The following is a 17,822-nucleotide window of genomic DNA, read 5'->3' as shown; positions in this document are numbered from 1 at the left end:
TTGATCGTATGTCGTTCGGAGGGTGATTACAGAGCGTACTTGTGACGTGATAGAAATTTATTAAATAAGAATAGTAATTTCCACAACAAAAAAATCATTACTATACTAAATGAGTGGTTCAATGAATAGACATCGAACTTTGTAACTAAGCAATCCGTATCTTATGCGTTCAGGAATGATACTCATGTTGGTACGTAAAGCACCGTCCATAAGTCTACTCACAAGACCATTACCTTAACTTATGGTGTTGATTGTAATGTAATCATGTTTTTACATGGAGAAAGTATGAACAGAGTTTCCGTTAAAGTTGCTACTATTGTCTTTATGTTTTTTGTCAGTATAGCAACTATTATTTTAGTACTAGACAACAGCTTAACTAGTCAAATCGCTGCATGTAGCACAATTATATTATTTACTTTATTTTACAACTATTTCGTTCATAAAAAACTTCATTTACTTTGTAATAATTTGACTACAGCTCTCAATGCGCTCGGGAATGGTGATTTTACTTACCAGATCTCTGCTTATGACAAAGATGAATTCTACCCTCTGTATAAGAACTTCTCTAGATCGATTGATAAACTAAATAAAACTATAAGTAATATAGATAAAGCAGCAACTATCTTGGATGATTTCACTGATAAGTCAGAAAAAAAAGCTATACGTTCTGCTGAAATCGTAGAAGACCAAACAGAAAAAATTGAGACTATTGCTACTGCTATTGAAGAAATGTCTAATACGGTTGCTTCAATTGCCGAAGATGTCCAGGAGGTAAGCTCTTTATCTGATTTAATTAATAAGGGAGCTAAAAATTCTCAGAATGCTTTAGACGATATGATGGGTGAACTAAACGATTTAGTTGATGCTGTCAATGAATCAAACAGTACTTTCGATATTGTAGAAAAGAGCGCATCTCAGATTGATCAATTTTTAAAGGTTATCACCGATGTAGCAGATCAAACTAATTTATTAGCCCTAAATGCTGCAATAGAGGCAGCTAGAGCAGGTGAATACGGGAGAGGTTTTGCGGTCGTCGCTGACGAAGTTCGACAATTAGCAAGTAGAACCCAAGTATCTGCAAATGAAATCAATAATATGACCACACAGCTTTTTCAACAAATCAAGTTATCATCAAAGTTAAGTGATGAATCCCAAAGGTTAGCAGGTAAGGCTTCGAATCAAGCTAAACAGACATCACAGGACATCGAAGGAGTTTTAGAACGCTTTACAGACATATCAGACCGTATGACTTCCTTAGCCAGCGCAATTGAAGAGCAAAGGGTTGTTTCTGAAGATGTGGCAGAAAATATAAGTAAACTGACAGAAAGTGGTAAGAGAGCAGCTGATATTTCGGAAGAAAATAGAGATTCAATGTTAAAAATTAGTGAATTATCAGAGTTATTGAAAGAAGACATTTCTGAGTTTAAATTGAAAAAAGCTAATTCCTAAAAGAAAAGTTTCTACGTACTATGAAAATAATACTGACTCCCCAACAGAAGTAGCACCTCGACCAAATGCACGATCCAACTCGTGATGGTCGAATGCGCAACCGTAATAAAGCGGTTTTGCTCACTTCTGTAAGCGGGAGTTAGACAATGATTTCTTAAGCGCTACGTATTCACGAATCGACGGTTTCTCGTCATCTACTACCAGAGGTGGCAAAAGTACTCGTATCTAGAATTACGGATAATTTTCAAATATTAAAACCTGCATCTTCAAGTTGAGTGGATCTATCTAAATAAGCGGCGAACCTAGAGCTAGAGCCAAGACAGAAAAGGAACTAAGTCTATAGTCTTGTGCCTAACCATTAGTTTATTTATGATTAAAATAGGTTGCCGATGTACTTTCAGTCATCGGAGTCAATACGGAATGGGGCACTTTCAATTTAGCAATGGCAACGTTTGGTTATATCGCTGCCATTTTAATATGAGGCTTGTCTGCCCTCTTATATCCACGCCGCTAAAATACCTTTGGGGAGGGGAGATTAAGTGCGGTCGGTAAGATAAGCATGATAGTCAGGAATTTCGATATCAACATCTTGTTCCATTAAAACGGAATTGAATAAGAACTTTGCGGTGGCACGGTTGGTGGCAACCGGAATATTCCAGACACTGGCAATACGAAGTAGTGCTTTAACATCAGGATCATGGGGAACGGAGTTCAACGGATCCCAGAAGAAGATCAAGACATCAATCAGCCCTTCGGCAATTTTTGCTCCCAGTTGTTGATCCCCTCCCATTGGGCCGCTGATCATACTGGTGATGGGAAGCCCTGTTTCTTTGGTTAGCATATGGCCTGTTGTGCCTGTTGCATATAATTGATGATGTTGTAATTTTTCTTTATTTTCTATCACCCAACGTAGCAGCTCACCTTTATAGTTATCGTGAGCAACTAAAGCGACGTGTTTTTGGGCCGCCATGGTGCGTGTAATTTTCTTCATAACAATCGTTCCTAATATTTAGTTACTTTTCTTTCATAACGAAAAGTATACGCTTATTCAATCACTTTGAGTGGAAACTCTAACTGAGATCTAAAACGAGTAAATTAAATGATATTAAGAGAAGGGCTGTTTAGGGCGAGATATAGAGCAGCGCTTTCGCGCCGCTCGGAAGAAAATTTAGACCAATGCTTGAGAAAGAATCTCTCGTGATTGCTGTAATTGAATGGCTTGATGCTCGCCAAGGGCAACCATGCCGTGAGCTTGCAACTGATTAATGACCATTTCCACGGCTTGTTCACGGGTTACATTCGGTGCAGAGAATTGAGTGTCGACGCCTAACTGATGATAAAACGCTTCGATGGCATCAATGGTACGAAGGGCGAGATCTTCTCCGGGAGTGAGGCTAAAAACATGTTGCCCCATTTGCTCTAATTTGGCTTTTTTTACCGCTAATTGGTTACGCAATAAAGAAGGCTGAATAATGGCAAGTGAGCGAGCGTGATCAACATGCCATAACGCCGTTAATTCATGGCCTATCATATGGGTTGCCCAGTCTTGTGGTACACCACTACCAATTAAGCCGTTCAATGCTTGGTTTGCTGTCCACATTAAATTGGCGCGCCATGCGTCATCATCGCGCTTGGAAAAGTCGCGACCCAGTATTAATAAATTTTTCAGTAACACCTCGGCATAGCCCTCTTGAACCATGGCTTGAGTTGGCATCGTCAGATATTGTTCGCAAGTGTGAACCCAAGCATCCACTAAGCCATTAATCAGCTGCCGATCGGGGAGTGTTTTCATCACATCCGGATCCATGACGGCAAATTGAGGTTGCACATGTGGCGATAAAAATGCCAGCTTGTCCGCGGTTTCTGCTTTGGTAATCACTGCGCCAGAGTTGGACTCTGAGCCTGTGGCTGGCAGCGTTAAAATTACGCCGATTGGCGTTGCATCGATGACCGTATGTTTACCCAGCATAATATCCCAGCCGTCACCGTCATATTTAGCGGCGGCGGCAACATATTTTGCACCATCAATGACCGAACCACCACCAACCGCAAGGATAAAGTCGATATCTTGTTGTTTAGCGAGAGTAATCGCTTTATCCAAAGTTTCTTTTGTTGGATTTGCTTCCACGCCAGAAAATTCTAACCAAGTATGATGTTTCAGTGCATCGACGACTTGATCATATACACCGTTACGTTTAATCGACCCGCCACCATAAATGACCAGTACTTTTTTATCTTGTGCAATGGCATGTTCTATTGCTGCAATCTGTTGCTGACCAAAATAAATTCGAGTCGGATTAACATAAGTAAATTTCATTCCTTTTACCTCTTATTGTTAGGATAACCACCCAGAGAGCGACCGTTAATTCGGATTGTAATGATGGTGGGGATGTGATTGTTATATGCATAATAGTCGAGTAATGGTCGTACTTATAGCGCAATTCCTGTAAATTTATTGCCTATTCCTACAATATCCTCAATAGGAGGTGGAGAATGACGCAAGATGTTGATATGGACGATCTTGCATCGTTAATGCAACGATATGTGGAAAAATACCAACTTGAACAACTTGAGGGATGCATTGAAACTGCGATACCGGGGGTATGGTTTTACCGAAGTCGTCAAGGTAATGAACGACAGCCTTTTATTTATCAATCCGGCATTATTATTCTCGGGCAAGGTTATAAGCAGGTTCACTTGGGAGCGACTTCAGTGGAGTATGGCCCAAACGATTATTTGGTGGTAGGGGTTCCAATGCCTTTGGAATGCGAGGCGATAGCAAAAAACAATCAGCCACTATTAGGGCTAACGATAGATATTGATCATTCCTTGTTGCTCAAACAGGTGGCCGCGCTTGAGCAGTATGGCTTTGAGCCTAATGCCAACTCAAGAGATAACGCATGCGGTCTCCAATGCGTAAAAATGAATGACGCGATGCTGGCCAGTAGTAAAAGGCTGATTGCTGCTTTATTAAACGGTTTAGAAGCTCAACTATTAGGCGCTTCTTTGTTAGAAGAGATGGTCTTTCGTGCTCTAACCAGTTCGGAGGGGCATGTGCTTTTTGAGTTGGCTCACCAAGAAGGACATTATGCACGCATTGCCAAAGCATTAAGCCGCGTGCATCGAGATTACGCTACTCGTCTGACGGTACATACTTTAGCGGAAGAGGCGAGCATGAGTGTTTCTGCTTTCCATCAAGCTTTTCGTGATGTTACCTTAGCCTCTCCTTTGCAATATCTTAAAAAAGTTCGTCTGAATAAGGCAAAGGAGCTGATTCAAGTGGAGGGAAAAAGAGTCAGTGATGCCGCTCGGCTGGTTGGATACACCAGTCCGTCACAGTTTAGCCGTGAGTATAAACGTCATTTTAATCAAACTCCGCGAGGCACGTTACCTCATGTGTGATTCTGATCGTTCGTCAGGATGAATGGTACAGCGCGTGCTGAACTGTTGAGGCAAAAGAGGAAAGAGAAAGCAAGACATTTACTCTTTTTGTTTTCTTACTCTTATTTGATAATGGCTTTCCCCCTATAGGCATTGTTTATACTCTTCCTACTTGAAGTTGCAGGGGGGTGGCTACGTTCGTTTACCCCAATCCCATAGCCTGTCTATGCGCAAGGGGTATGAGAGCCATTCGTGGCTCTCATCAAAGGCCAGCCTACGGCTGTTCAAATTTGTTCCAGACAAATTTGTCACTGACTTGCCGACCTGCAACGCCAAGTTATTTGGGTATATATGCTTATATTTATTGCTCGTTTTTATAACGGGCATTTTTTTTGCTGACTTTATCATCAATAAGTTAGTGTTTGCTGCCAAATTAACCTGTGATCATTGTTGATTCGTGGCTGTAGTTTGCGAGTGATTCTTAAGTTTTACACATTATCAGATGCCAAATTGTGGCGCTGTTCTACAGTGGTATTACACAAAATTTAACACTGTCAGAGTAAGGACTGATGGTTTTAATAACGTGGAAACAACAACTTAAGGAAAATATTATGCGCTTAAAGCAAGCAACCGTGCCTAAGAGTGTATTGACGCTTAGCACGCTCACCGCATCGTGTTTAATGGCGTTTAACAGCTATGCCGCCATGGATTGCGAAAATTTAAACCCTTGGCAGTCTGGCACGGTGTATCACGGTGGTGACCAAGTTCAGTACCAAGGTATCGTTTATCAAGCCAATTATTGGACGCAAAATAACAGTCCAGACCAATTTTCGGGTGATCATGCTCAGTGGCGGATCCTAGATACTTGTGCAACCGGAGAGGTTAGCAATTTTGCTCCAACCGTTTCTTTGACTTCTCCTTCCGCTAGCCTATCGATTGTCGTAAACCAAGCGGTGAAACTGGCGGCCGACGCTAGCGACACTGATGGCGAGATTGCACGAGTTGATTTTCTGGTCGACGGCGTGGTTGTAGAGCGCGCGACACAAGCGCCTTATCAGGCTACATGGCTGGCTATTGGTGGCTTACATACCATTAGTGCCATTGCTTATGATAATAAAGATCTTGCTAGTGAAGCCAGCAGCGTGACGGTTGATGTTGAAGCATCATCACAACCGGGTAATCAAGCACCAACAGTAGAGATTGCTTTATCTACCAATACGATTGAGCAAGGTGAAGTGGTGACGCTCTCTGCCGATGCAGATGATGCGGATGGACAAGTCGAGAAAGTGGAATTTTTTGTCGGCGGAAGCCTTGTTGCAAGCTTAACTGAAGCGCCTTATACGTATGATTATACCGCTGAACGTGCGGGTGCTTTAGCCGTGTTAGCGAAAGCGACCGATGATCACGGGGCGGTGAGCACTTCAGCCTCAATGACGTTGACAGTCAAGCGTGCGCCAGTCGCTAGTACTTGTCGACCGGATGGATTATATCAAACCGAAGGGGTAAACGTTCCTTATTGTACGATTTATGATGAGGAGGGGCGTGAAATCATGGCTGGAGGCCAACCAAGACGTGTGATTGGTTACTTTACCAGTTGGCGCTCTGGTGATGATCCACAAACCTCGTACTTGGTTAAAGACATTCCTTGGCAGCATCTAACCCATATTAACTACGCTTTTGTCAGTATTGGCTCTGATGGTAAAGTTAACATTGGCAATGTGAATGACCCAGAAAATCCTGCGGTAGGGAAAGAGTGGGATGGCGTTGAGGTTGATCCTGCATTAGGGTTTAAAGGCCATTTTGGTGCGTTGGCAACCTATAAAGAACGTTATGGAGTGAAGACGTTGATCTCGATCGGCGGTTGGGCTGAAACCGGCGGGCATTTTGATGACAATGGCCAGCGCGTAGCAGACGGTGGTTTTTATACCATGACAACCAATGCCGATGGCTCGATTAATCATCAAGCGATAGCAACCTTTGTTGATTCTGCCATTCAAATGATGCGTCAGTATCGTTTTGATGGACTCGACATTGATTATGAATATCCCACATCGATGGCCGGAGCGGGCAATCCAGATGATAAAGATTTTGCGGAGTCTCGTCGCCCTCATTTAATGCGATCCTATCATGAACTGATGCGTGTATTACGTGAGCGGTTAGATGTCGCCAGTGAACAAGATGGGGTTCATTATATGTTAACCATTGCCGCCCCTTCGTCAGCTTATCTATTGCGCGGCATGGAAACCATGGAAGTCACCAAGTATCTCGATTACGTCAATATCATGAGTTATGACTTGCACGGAGCATGGAATGATCATGTCGGTCATAACGCTGCACTTTATGATACAGGCAAGGACTCAGAGCTAGCGCAATGGGGCGTTTATACCACCTCTCAATATGGCGGCATTGGTTATCTCAATACCGACTGGGCTTTCCACTACTTCCGCGGCTCCATGCCCGCAGGCCGGATTAATATTGGTGTGCCTTATTATACCCGTGGCTGGCAAGGAGTAACGGGCGGTGAAAATGGGCTTTGGGGACGGGCGGCATTGCCAAATCAAAGCGAATGCCCAGCCGGAACTGGGGAAGGTGAAAAAAATAATTGCGGATATGGTGCCACCGGTTTAGAGAACATGTGGCATGACTTAGACGTAAATGGCAATGAAATGGGAGCCGGTTCTAACCCCATGTGGCATGCGAAAAACCTTGAAAAAGGTATTTGGGGTTCGTACCTAGCCGCTTATGGGCTTAATCCAGACAATGCACCTTGGGTTGGTCAATATCAACGCCATTTTGATAGCGTAGCTGTTGCGCCTTGGCTATGGAACGCTGACAAACGTGTATTCCTATCCACAGAAGATCAGCAGTCAATTGATATCAAAGCGGATTATGTCATCGATAAAGAGATCGGCGGCATTATGTTCTGGGAACTAGCTGGTGACTATAACTGCTATATTCTTGATGAAAATGGTCAACGTACCGAAGTGGATCTGTCAGAGCGAGCTTGTGCCAGTGGTCATGGTGAATATCATATGGGGAATACCATGACTAAAGCCATGTTCGATAAATTTAAGTCGGCCTCACCTTACGGCAATAAATTAGCGACTGGAGCCACACCGTTAGAAGCGGTTGATATTGGTGTTTCGATTGATGGCTTTAAAGTGGGCGATCAAAACTATCCTATCAATCCGACATTAACGTTTACTAACCAGACGGCGGTTGATCTTCCGGGGGGCACTGAGTTCCAGTTCGATATTCCTGTTTCAGCGCCTGACAATGCGAAAGATCAATCGGGTGGCGGACTGTCTGTCATCGCATCTGGTCATACTCGTGCTGATAATATTGGTGGGCTTGATGGCACGATGCACCGAGTCGCGTTCTCATTACCGACATGGAAAGCGTTACCCGCCGGAGCAAGCTATGAATTGGATATGGTTTATTATTTACCGATTTCTGGGCCGGCTAATTATACCGTGCGTATTAATGGGGTAGAGTATGCTTTTAAATCAGAACAGCCAGATCTTCCTCTTGCCGATCTTTCGTCCGGAACTGGGGAAGATAACCCAGCTGATGGTGGCGAGACTCAGCCCGGTACGGTTATTCAATGGCAGCCGGGAGTGGGCCAAGTCGCTAATGGCACGACGGTACTGTATAACAATAAATGTTTCATTGCTCAAAATAACCCGGGAGTATGGGAATCACCCACTCAGAGCAACTGGTTTTGGACTGAAGTGACTTGTCCGTAAACCGCTAAGCGAGGCAATCTTACTAAAAAGACCGCTTTTATGCGGTCTTTTGGTCATGAACATTGCTCAAAACTGATAATTTTCTGGAACGATAACAATGCCTTTATCCGAAAGGGTAAAACGTTGTTTATCCTCGTTAGGGTTGACGCCAATGTGCGTATGTGGCGGGATTTTAACTTGTTTATCAATAATACAACGTACTAATTGGCATCCTGCTCCAACTTCTACACCATCAAATAAAATGCTGTCCATTACCGTTGCGCCATCATTAATCCGTACACCAGAGGAAATAATCGAACGTTGTACAGAACCGCCAGAATTAATTACTCCGCTGGCGATCATGGAATTAATAAAAATGCCTTCATTTCCTGTTGCCGAAGATACCGTTCTGGCTGGCGGTAATTGAGGTTCATAAGTACGAATAGCCCAGTTTTTTTGATAAAGATTCATTGGCGGTACAGGATCGAGCAAATCCATATTTGCTTGGTAAAATGAATCTAACGTGCCGACATCGCGCCAGTAACAGTCTTTTGCTACTCGGCCTTTTTCATTGCCAAAAGAATAAGCAAACACCCGTTCGGTTGGTATGAGCTTAGGGATAATATCATGCCCAAAGTCGTGACTTGATGAATCTAAAGCGGCATCGTCAATGAGAGCTTGCTGCAGTGTTGCCATATTAAAAATATAGACTCCCATGGATACTAAGCTGTGATCAGGATCATCCGGCAGGCTGGCCGGTTGTATTGGTTTTTCTACAAAGTTGTGAACTCGATGGTGATGATCTATCGCGAGCACCCCAAAAGCGTGCGCCTCGGGTTGGCTAACTTTCATTGAGGCAATTGTTAAAATTGCTTTATTTTCAATATGTTCCTCAAGCATTGCCGCATAATCCATTCGATAGATGTGGTCGCCAGAAAGAACAACAACGTATTTCGCATCACTGCGAGAAAGTAACCACATATTGTGATAAAGCGCATCGGCGGTTCCTTCATACCATTTTCCACCTTTGCGCATTTGAGGTGGAACTGCAGTGACATATTCGCCTAGCTCAGGATTAAAAATTGACCATCCATCACGCAGGTGTTTTTGCAGTGAATGAGATTTGTACTGGGTGAGAACCAAAATCCGCCGTAGCCCTGAATGCAGGCAATTGGTGAGAGTAAAGTCAATGATGCGATATTTGCCACCGAAAGGAACGGCGGGTTTTGTTCGATTATCGGTCAGAGGTGATAAGCGTGAGCCGACACCTCCGGCTAGTACAATGGCTAACGTTTCTTGCATCTTATCTCTCCCTGTTTTTGTGCAATCGCTGGTTTAACTGTACAAGTTTTGCGCCAAGTTATCGGCGCAGAATGTGTTTTTCGATCTTATTATATTTGATATTAGCCAGTTATAAGAAAAATAGAGGCCAGCTTGAGCAAAAATGACGGGTAGCACAAAAGTGTTGGCATCCAAGTAAGGTGCAATGAGAGTGGCATTTGCACAGCATAAGTGCAAAAGTGAAAAGAGCGTGGAAGTGAGTTTATATTTAGATGACGAATAACAATTTACATTGTAAATTCTAGTTATGATATAGGGTTAGCTTCAAAATTATCGGCTTAATAAGATAAGTTCTCAAGCCCAATGGTTACCGTCAAATGAGCTGGTATTGTCGTAGACGGCCAGTGAATGAGTGCCGATCAACGTAGATTGGCTATGTTATGGGGCCCCATGCTTAACCTGGCTGTCGTTTCAACTATAGTTAAAGTTCATCAGTGAAAGTTCCTCAGTTAAAGTTCATTGGATCAAGGTCGTTATAAAAAGAGGAGCTATACCTAAACGACTTGGTGTTGTCGGTAGGCGGCAAGTCAGAAGGGGGTAGGCTGCCGATGGAGCACTATAACGGTAACGGATTGTTTACTCAGATAGGGAGCGGGCCATCATGAAAAAAACACTCATGCTCTTCATTCTAATGTTGGGGCTAGCAGGTGCTGGTGCAGGTTATTACCTGTTTTATTATAAACCTCAGCATGAGCTGGCCCAGAAGGAAAATTTGCCGAAAGATGACCCGATGCTGTTAGAGGAAACCAAGGCTCAGAGTGACGATCTGAACGTACCTATTTTACCTGAAGTGATGGATTATTATGTCGACGCAACAACGATAGGGGTTCGTGAGTCGCCGGAAATAAATGCATTTGTTCATCGTTTATTGTATCGCGGTGAAAAAGTTTATCTTTATGAAAAGAAATCGGGTTGGGGGCGGATTTCTCCCTATTTTGTTTATCAAGATGGCGGGCCAGAGGTCGCCGAATGGATCCCTTTACAAGGGTTGAGTGAGCAAGCACCGAGTATTACCGCTGAAGAACGGTATAACACCGTACTAAGCTATATTGCTGATTCCGATGATTTAGATTTATTTGAAGAAATATTTATTGAAAAAACAGAGCAACTGTTAACCGATGGTTCGTGTTCTCCAGTCGATTTTAAAGAGTTAGGCGGGTGGATTCGATCGGTACGTTATCAAGATAGAGATGTTTATTTTGTCTATTGCGGTGGTTTAAATCAATCGAATAAAATTTATTTGAATGTACAAAGTGGGGATATTTTTTATCAGTAAACCCGTAACGGGCGTTATGATTGATTTACAGTGACTTAAACGAAAATAGTAGTGATTTTATCTTGAGTGCAAAGATTTTACTTGAGTACTTGCACACCCGGCCCTAAACTGAGCCAGTCTGTTTTTGTGGTGTTGTTATGGTTAGTCGTTTGACGGGTCTGTTTTGGTTGGTGTTAATAAGTGCGCTGCTGCCTATGCAGAGCCTTTCTGCTGCATCCAATACACCACTTGGTCAACCGATAAGCAGTGAAATAGAGCAGTCTGCATCTGTTTTATTTAATCCATTGCAGCTTGATTCTAAAACAGAAAAGTCTTTATCGGAGGGGATTTCTTCTCCTATCACTGAAATACCTCAACTGACGCAGCAGCATGGTATTATCTATTCTTCACGTTGGAGTGTGGGTGAAACGCTCTGGCAAGACGATGAAGACAGCGATATTGATGGCTCTGGATTAGATGTCGTTCCTTGCCTGAATGGTTCATGTCGATTAATCTCGGCTGCATTATTGGCTACACCCTATCAACATTTTCATACCTCCTATCGTCTTTCCGGTTGGAAAGAAACTAATGCCATGTATGTGGCGCTTAACAGCCAATTTTTTACTGTCTAATTTCTCTATCAGTGACCTTGTCACTTCTTATTTATTTTAACTCGACGTTCAGCTCGAGGAGAGAGTTATGCAGAAAAAAAGTAGTAAAGCATCCGCTCGTCTAATCAATCATTATTCGATGTGGAAATACCTGATTCTGGTGGTGACGGTTGCTATCTTGATCTTAAGTGCCATCCCGACTTGGTATGGTGAACAACCATCGATTCAGATTCAATATTCATCCGCTAACCAGCAACTAAATAATATAGTTAACCTTAACCGGATACTTAAAGAAAAAGGGCTTCAGGCACAAGAGATCCGTCAACAAGAGAATACATTGACTTTGGTTTTTAGTAACGAGACCGAACAAGCGCAAGCTCGCCAAGTTTTGGATCCCATGATTAAAGAAGGAGAAAGTATTACTTTTTCTTATGTCTCAATGGCACCGAGATGGCTGAGCGAGTTAGGATTTCATCCAATTAAATTAGGGTTAGATCTACGTGGTGGAGTGCAATTCCTCCTGAATGTTGATGTGGATAAGGCTTTTCAAGAGCAGCGTGATGCGCTAACCGATGAATTACGCGATATGCTGCGTAATGAATCGATTCGAGGGGCTAGTATTCAGCCTGTTGGAAATGATGGATTTATGGTGTCAGTCAATTCCAATGCCTCACTGAGTAAAATCCAAAAGTTTGTTAAAGAAAACTATGCGGGATGGGAAGTCAAGGTTGCGTCAAATCGAGTGACGGTTCAGCCGAGCCAACAAAATAAACTGGACTTTCAATCCGCGACTTTACAACAAAATTTAAAGATCATGCGTGATCGTATTGAAGAACTGGGGATTACAGAAGCACTTGTTCAGCGTCAAGGTGAGCATAGCATTCGTATCGAACTCCCTGGCGTACAAGATCCGTCCCAAGCAAAAAATGTGATTGGCGCTACCGCAAGTCTCGCGTTTTATGAAGTAAAAACGATCGCTTCCCGAGAAGATATCATCTTAAATGATAACGCCGGACACGCTGTTATTTTAAATAAACGTCCCGTCTTAACCGGCGATCATATTATTAATGCCCGTGCAGGGATGGATAAAATGGGCTTTTCGGAAGTCAATATTTCGCTCGATCACACGGGTGGAAAAGTGATGAGTGATTTTTCCGCAAAACATATTGGTAAACCAATGGCGACGGTGTATCGAGAATATAAAACCAATGCGCGCGGGGAAACCGAACGTAGTGAACGAGTGATCAGCGTGGCGACGATTCAATCCCAGCTAGGCAGCCAATTTAGAATTACGGGAGCGGGCTCTAATCAAGAAGCTCAACAACTTGCGCTTTTACTTCGTGCGGGTTCATTAACCGCGCCCGTGACTATTGTGGAAGAAAGGACGATCGGTGCATCACTCGGAGCGGAAAATATTGCAAATGGTTTTGCTGCATTAGCCCTCGGTATGGCGATGACGCTGACGTTTATGGCATTGTGGTATCGTCGCCTAGGTTGGATTGCCAACGTCGCATTGATTACCAACATGGGTTGCTTACTTGGGTTGATCGCACTGCTACCGGGAGCGGTTTTAACCTTACCTGGCATTGCAGGATTGGTGCTAACGGTCGGAATGGCGGTAGATACCAATGTCCTTATTTTTGAACGTATTCGAGATAAATTAACTGAAGGGCGAAGTTTCGCCCAAGCGATCGATAGCGGATTTAGTAGTGCATTGAGTACCATTTTAGATGCCAATATTACGACCATGATTACAGCGGTCGTGTTGTACTGTATTGGTAATGGGCCGATTCAAGGATTTGCACTCACACTTGGATTAGGGTTGCTTACGAGCATGTTTACTGGGGTCTTTGCATCAAGGGCACTAATTAATTTAGTTTGGGGGCGAGATACTCGCCGAGATGTGAGGGTTTAATCATGCTGAACTATTTAAAAACACACATTCGCCGAATTCGATATATCACCAGTTTTGTTTCCATCGCTCTGACACTGCTGGCTTTAAGCGCATTTCTAATCAAAGGCTTAAATCTTGGTCTCGACTTTACTGGCGGAATGGTCACCGAAGTCAAGATCGAAAAAACACTCACTCATGAGCAATTGCTTAAGGTCGTTAAGCCCGTGTTGGGTGATTCAACCCTGATCACTCCGTCAGGAGAAGAAGGACGCTGGGTGATTCGCTATCCACTTATAGAGGTATCTCAGACCACTCCAGATATACAAGCGCTGCTCAAAACGGTCTCCTCTTCAGTACAAGTGATTAGTAACAGTATGGTTGGCTCACAAGTGGGGGATGACCTCGTTGATCAAGGGGCATTAGCATTATTGATTTGTTGTTTAGCGATTTTAGGCTATCTGTCCTTCCGTTTTGAATGGCGATTAGCGAGCGGTGCGTTATTTGCCCTAGCCCATGATGTTGTGCTAGTGCTCGGATTTTTTGCCATCACACAAATGGAATTTAATCTAACGGTATTTGCCGCAATACTGGCCATTTTAGGCTATTCATTGAATGATTCGATTATTATTGCTGATCGGATCCGCGAACTCTTGATAGCCAAACAAACAAGCCCAACAGCCATGATTAACGATCAAGCTGTTATTGCGACTTTCTCACGCACAATGGTCACCTCAGGGACGACACTGTTGACCGTGGCGGCGTTATGGATGATGGGAGGGGAACCTTTGGAAGGGTTTGCCATTGCGATGTTTATTGGCATTATTTCTGGGACATGGTCATCGATTTCGATTGGTACGGTCTTGCCAGAGTGGCTGCATTTAGAGCCAAAGCATTATTTGCCCGTTGAAGTGGATATGGCACCGTAACACGCAAGTCACTGATGTAAGCATATTCAAACAGCAAGGAGTTGTAGAGGGAGCAAGTCAGTCATGCCGAGAGTCCATAGCTTGCCTATGCTCATGGCGATTCACTCACTTGCTGCCTACCTGCAACGCCAAGTTGTTTGGGTATAGATTATTAATGCATGAATGGAGTGACAAATGATGGATATGCACCTCAATGTCATCAAGTTGTCACCTGAGCGATTCACCATAAAAATCTGATTAGCTGTTAGCAATTTTGGATACAGAAAGTTGTATAGATGGTACTTTTTGTATTACAACTATAGTAAGTGAAATCATTTAAGTGCCCAAATTTATGGATTTTTTTGCCGATACTAAGCCAGCTCTTCCCGAGGATAATCCCGAAAACGGTACCACGTTCAAATATGCTTTGAAGCCTTGGAAAGTGCTGTTAGTCGATGATGATGAACAAGTTCATTTGGTCACCAAAATGGCCTTGAGGGGATTTACATTTCAACATCGAAAGTTGGAATTACTGTCGGCAATGTCTGGCCTAGAAGCAAAAAAAATACTCGATGACCATACTGATATTGCTTTAGCGTTGATTGACGTGGTGATGGAAACCGAGCATGCGGGCCTAGAGTTAGTTGAGTATATTCGTAACTCTCATCATAATCATAATATCCGCTTAGTACTTCGGACCGGCCAAGCTGGGCAAGCTCCGGAAGATAAAGTCATTCAACAATATGATATTGATGATTATAAAGAAAAAACCGAATTGACGACTCAAAAATTACGTACCTTAATGTATTCTATGCTACGTGCTTATCGTGATTTATGCCTGATTGAGGAGCAAAAACAAGGGCTAAAAAGGGTCATCGAAGCATCCGCCAATGTTCAGAATACTACCACCTTAAAAAACTATGCCGAGGCGGTTCTGCATCAATTGACTTCCTTGTTGCATTTACCGGCATCCGGTTTTTATTGTGTTGTAAAACCTTCTTACGATAGCAATAGCGCTTCATCTTTAACTCTTGCCGCTATTGGTGGTTTTGTCGATTTACATACAGAGTGTAATTTTAATCACTTACCTAAACTTGTCGCTGAGCGATGCCAAGATGTATTAAAGGAAAAAAAATCGCAAACGTATCCTGATGCAACACTACTGTATATGCTAGATAGCCGAGGCTACGAGAATTTACTTTATATTAATCTTATTGAACCCTTAGATGAGGCCTCAAAAAACTTACTTGATATTTATATGCAAAATATCGCTTTGACTTTTAATAATTTAAATTTGCAGCTTGATATCAGAGAAACCTCCCGTGAATTAGTGCATAATTTAGCCAATGCGGTTGAGGCTCGAAGCAAAGAAACCGGAGCACATGTACAGCGGGTTTCCTTATTTTGTGAAAAGCTCGCTTTATTGTATGGATTACCTGAAGAAGAAGCTTATATGATTCAACATGCTTCACCATTGCATGATATTGGTAAAGTTGCAATTCCTGATGCTATTTTACATAAACCCGCTAAGCTCGATGCTGATGAATGGGAAATAATGAAAAAACATGTGGACTATGGCGTGCAAATCCTCAGTAAATCGACCCGGCCACTGATTATTAAAGCGAAAGAAATTGCAGGAACGCATCATGAGAAATGGGATGGAAGTGGTTATCCAAATGGCTTGCAAGGTCAAGGCATTCCTATTAGTGGACGTATTACTGCGTTAGCGGATGTTTTTGATGCGTTAGGATCGAAGCGTAGTTATAAAGAGCCTTGGTCTGAAGACGATATTAAAACTGAAATAGTGAAACAAAAAGGGCTACATTTTGAGCCGTTACTCGTTGATCTATTAATCGAACATTGGTCTGAGTTTGTTGCAATCAGAGATAAATATCCTGATTGAATCATCAATCGATGCTCTTCTTACTTGAAGGTGTAGCAGTGTTGGCTAGGTTCATCCACCCCAATCACATAGCCTGTCTATGCTCATGGGGATTCACTCACTTGCCGCCTACCTGCAACTCCAAGTTGTTTGGATATAAACAGAAACAATTAAGATAATAATTTTGGCAATATAATGGTGTAAGTCACTCCTTGATCGATATCCGAGTCAAATTTAAGGTCACCTTTTAACTGTTTTTTAATCAAGTTATAAACAATATTTAACCCAAGCCCTGAGCCACCTTGAGCGCGTTGTGTTGTATAGAATGGTTCGAAAATCTTTTCATGTAATTTAGGCGCTACACCGGAACCATTATCTTGATAAATAAAGATGATCTCATTATCTTCTTGATAAAATCGGATCGATATTTCTGGTGATTTTTGCATATTAAATGCATGCTTTATGCTATTCATAATTAAATTCGAAAATATTTGGCTAAGAATACCAGGGAAACCATACATTACTAGATGATGATCGCCATCAAGCTTGGGGCTAACCGGAACTTTTTTAGTTTCAGAATGCAAACTATTAATTAATGATTGTAAAACTTGGAAAATAACATATTCAGTTTTAACCTCCGAAACTTGATCAACCGCGGTTTGTTTGAAATCTTTGATTAATTTGGCTGCGCGATTAAGATTATGTTCTTGAAGTTGAGTTGCATCTTGTATTTCGTTTATCAGTATGCTGAACTGATCGGCAGTAAGGGTTTGTGTTTCAAATTGACTTTTTAAGTCATTAATCGTTTCTTGAATAATTGAGTTAGAGGTAACAGCAACACCGAGAGGTGTGTTAACTTCGTGTGCTACGCCAGCCACCAAACTACCTAATGCAGCTAACTTTTCAGTTTCAATGAGTTGAGTTTGTGCTTTTTGTAATTGTTCTAGATTATGCTTTAATTCCAAGGTGCGTTCTGTCACTTTTTTCTCTAAATTTTGATTAATTTCTTTAAGTTGATGTTGCGCCAAATAGAGATCAGTGACGTCAATCGCGGTTCCTCGATAACCTAAAAATTGATGATTGATATCATTTTTTATTACAGCTTGAAAAATAAGGATAAGAGACCCAGATATATTGTCACTGGCTAATTTTTCTTCACATAAATTAAAGGGTTTATTTTTCTTTAAGTTTTCCTCTAAATGATTAAAATTAAATTTTTTACAAATATCAAATAAAGACACAGTCTCATTACTATCCATTTGTAGTGTTTTTTTCATGCTATCAGAAGCAAAGACAAGCATACCGTCACAATCTGTTTCCCATAACCAATCTGATGAGACTTGTGTAAAGTCATTGAGACGATCTTTTTCTTTTCTTAT

At 42.2% G+C, this 17,822-nt stretch carries 11 protein-coding genes and 2 pseudogenes; 9 read left to right on the top strand and 4 right to left on the bottom strand.

The annotated features are described in order from the left end of the window. Window positions 1-285: 285 nt before the first annotated feature. Together CAG57_RS14250 and CAG57_RS16175 are read left to right on the top strand one after the other, a co-directional pair. Window positions 286-1,449, top strand: a complete 1,164-nt coding sequence (locus CAG57_RS14250) for a methyl-accepting chemotaxis protein (protein ID WP_161439544.1) — start codon at window positions 286-288, stop codon at window positions 1,447-1,449. 20 nt (window positions 1,450-1,469) lie between these two features. Then, window positions 1,470-1,589: pseudogene (locus CAG57_RS16175) on the top strand (IS630 family transposase); the annotation flags it as partial. A gap of 395 nt (window positions 1,590-1,984) precedes the next feature. On the opposite strand, the gene CAG57_RS14245 reads toward CAG57_RS16175, so the two are convergent. Next, window positions 1,985-2,440 (bottom strand): methylglyoxal synthase, encoded by a 456-nt coding sequence (locus CAG57_RS14245; protein WP_099611101.1) that lies wholly within the window; start codon window positions 2,438-2,440, stop codon window positions 1,985-1,987. A gap of 177 nt (window positions 2,441-2,617) precedes the next feature. Continuing rightward, window positions 2,618-3,766, bottom strand: coding sequence for an iron-containing alcohol dehydrogenase (locus CAG57_RS14240; protein ID WP_161427312.1), 1,149 nt, complete (start codon window positions 3,764-3,766; stop codon window positions 2,618-2,620). Between the two features lie 194 nt (window positions 3,767-3,960). On the opposite strand from CAG57_RS14240, the gene CAG57_RS14235 reads away from it, so the two are divergent. Together CAG57_RS14235 and CAG57_RS14230 are read left to right on the top strand one after the other, a co-directional pair. Beyond that, window positions 3,961-4,851 carry an AraC family transcriptional regulator gene (locus CAG57_RS14235; protein WP_099611333.1) on the top strand — a complete coding sequence of 297 codons (891 nt, stop codon included), beginning with the start codon at window positions 3,961-3,963 and terminating at the stop codon, window positions 4,849-4,851. Window positions 4,852-5,441: 590 nt separating this feature from the next. Further along, entirely contained in the window at window positions 5,442-8,576 is a 3,135-nt protein-coding gene (locus tag CAG57_RS14230) for a chitinase C-terminal domain-containing protein (protein ID WP_161427805.1), read from the top strand. 66 nt (window positions 8,577-8,642) lie between these two features. Here CAG57_RS14230 and glgC read toward each other — a convergent pair. Then, window positions 8,643-9,863, bottom strand: a pseudogene (gene glgC / locus CAG57_RS14225) (glucose-1-phosphate adenylyltransferase); the annotation flags it as partial. 634 nt (window positions 9,864-10,497) lie between these two features. Here glgC and CAG57_RS14220 point away from each other — a divergent pair. From CAG57_RS14220 to CAG57_RS14205, 5 genes are all read left to right on the top strand, one after another. Next, window positions 10,498-11,172: a hypothetical protein gene (locus CAG57_RS14220; RefSeq protein ID WP_161433852.1), complete on the top strand. Its 675-nt coding sequence runs from the start codon at window positions 10,498-10,500 to the stop codon at window positions 11,170-11,172. Between the two features lie 137 nt (window positions 11,173-11,309). Next, window positions 11,310-11,783: a hypothetical protein gene (locus CAG57_RS16075; protein ID WP_099611106.1), complete on the top strand. Its 474-nt coding sequence runs from the start codon at window positions 11,310-11,312 to the stop codon at window positions 11,781-11,783. 67 nt (window positions 11,784-11,850) lie between these two features. Beyond that, window positions 11,851-13,677, top strand: coding sequence for a protein translocase subunit SecD (secD, locus tag CAG57_RS14215; RefSeq protein WP_161428246.1), 1,827 nt, complete (start codon window positions 11,851-11,853; stop codon window positions 13,675-13,677). 2 nt (window positions 13,678-13,679) lie between these two features. Further along, entirely contained in the window at window positions 13,680-14,582 is a 903-nt protein-coding gene (gene secF / locus CAG57_RS14210; RefSeq protein ID WP_161428247.1) for a protein translocase subunit SecF, read from the top strand. A 331-nt stretch (window positions 14,583-14,913) separates the two neighbouring features. Beyond that, the gene (locus CAG57_RS14205; protein ID WP_161433850.1) at window positions 14,914-16,464 is read left to right on the top strand and encodes a DUF3369 domain-containing protein; all 1,551 of its coding nucleotides are present in this window, start codon (window positions 14,914-14,916) and stop codon (window positions 16,462-16,464) included. 149 nt (window positions 16,465-16,613) lie between these two features. On the opposite strand, the gene CAG57_RS14200 is transcribed toward CAG57_RS14205, so the two are convergent. Beyond that, window positions 16,614-17,822, bottom strand: a 1,209-nt coding sequence (locus tag CAG57_RS14200) for a PAS domain-containing sensor histidine kinase (RefSeq protein WP_161439543.1), incomplete at its 5' end; no start/stop codon positions are given.

This window comes from Vibrio sp. V30_P3S12P165 (genome assembly GCF_009904905.1).
GTDB classification, from domain to species: Bacteria; Pseudomonadota; Gammaproteobacteria; order Enterobacterales; family Vibrionaceae; genus Vibrio; species Vibrio fujianensis.
The sequence above is the reverse complement of the archived record's forward strand: the minus strand, read 5'-3'. Positions and strand labels throughout refer to the sequence as shown.

Coding starts and splice junctions, on each gene's coding strand:
- CAG57_RS14250 (WP_161439544.1), top strand. CDS start 286: ATGAACAGAGTTTCCGTTAAAGTTGCTACTATTGTCTTTATGTTTTTT.
- CAG57_RS14220 (WP_161433852.1), top strand. CDS start 10,498: ATGAAAAAAACACTCATGCTCTTCATTCTAATGTTGGGGCTAGCAGGT.
- CAG57_RS14240 (WP_161427312.1), bottom strand. CDS start 3,766: ATGAAATTTACTTATGTTAATCCGACTCGAATTTATTTTGGTCAGCAA.
- CAG57_RS14245 (WP_099611101.1), bottom strand. CDS start 2,440: ATGAAGAAAATTACACGCACCATGGCGGCCCAAAAACACGTCGCTTTA.
- CAG57_RS16075 (WP_099611106.1), top strand. CDS start 11,310: ATGGTTAGTCGTTTGACGGGTCTGTTTTGGTTGGTGTTAATAAGTGCG.
- secF (WP_161428247.1), top strand. CDS start 13,680: ATGCTGAACTATTTAAAAACACACATTCGCCGAATTCGATATATCACC.
- CAG57_RS14235 (WP_099611333.1), top strand. CDS start 3,961: ATGGACGATCTTGCATCGTTAATGCAACGATATGTGGAAAAATACCAA.
- CAG57_RS14205 (WP_161433850.1), top strand. CDS start 14,914: ATGGATTTTTTTGCCGATACTAAGCCAGCTCTTCCCGAGGATAATCCC.
- CAG57_RS14230 (WP_161427805.1), top strand. CDS start 5,442: ATGCGCTTAAAGCAAGCAACCGTGCCTAAGAGTGTATTGACGCTTAGC.
- secD (WP_161428246.1), top strand. CDS start 11,851: ATGCAGAAAAAAAGTAGTAAAGCATCCGCTCGTCTAATCAATCATTAT.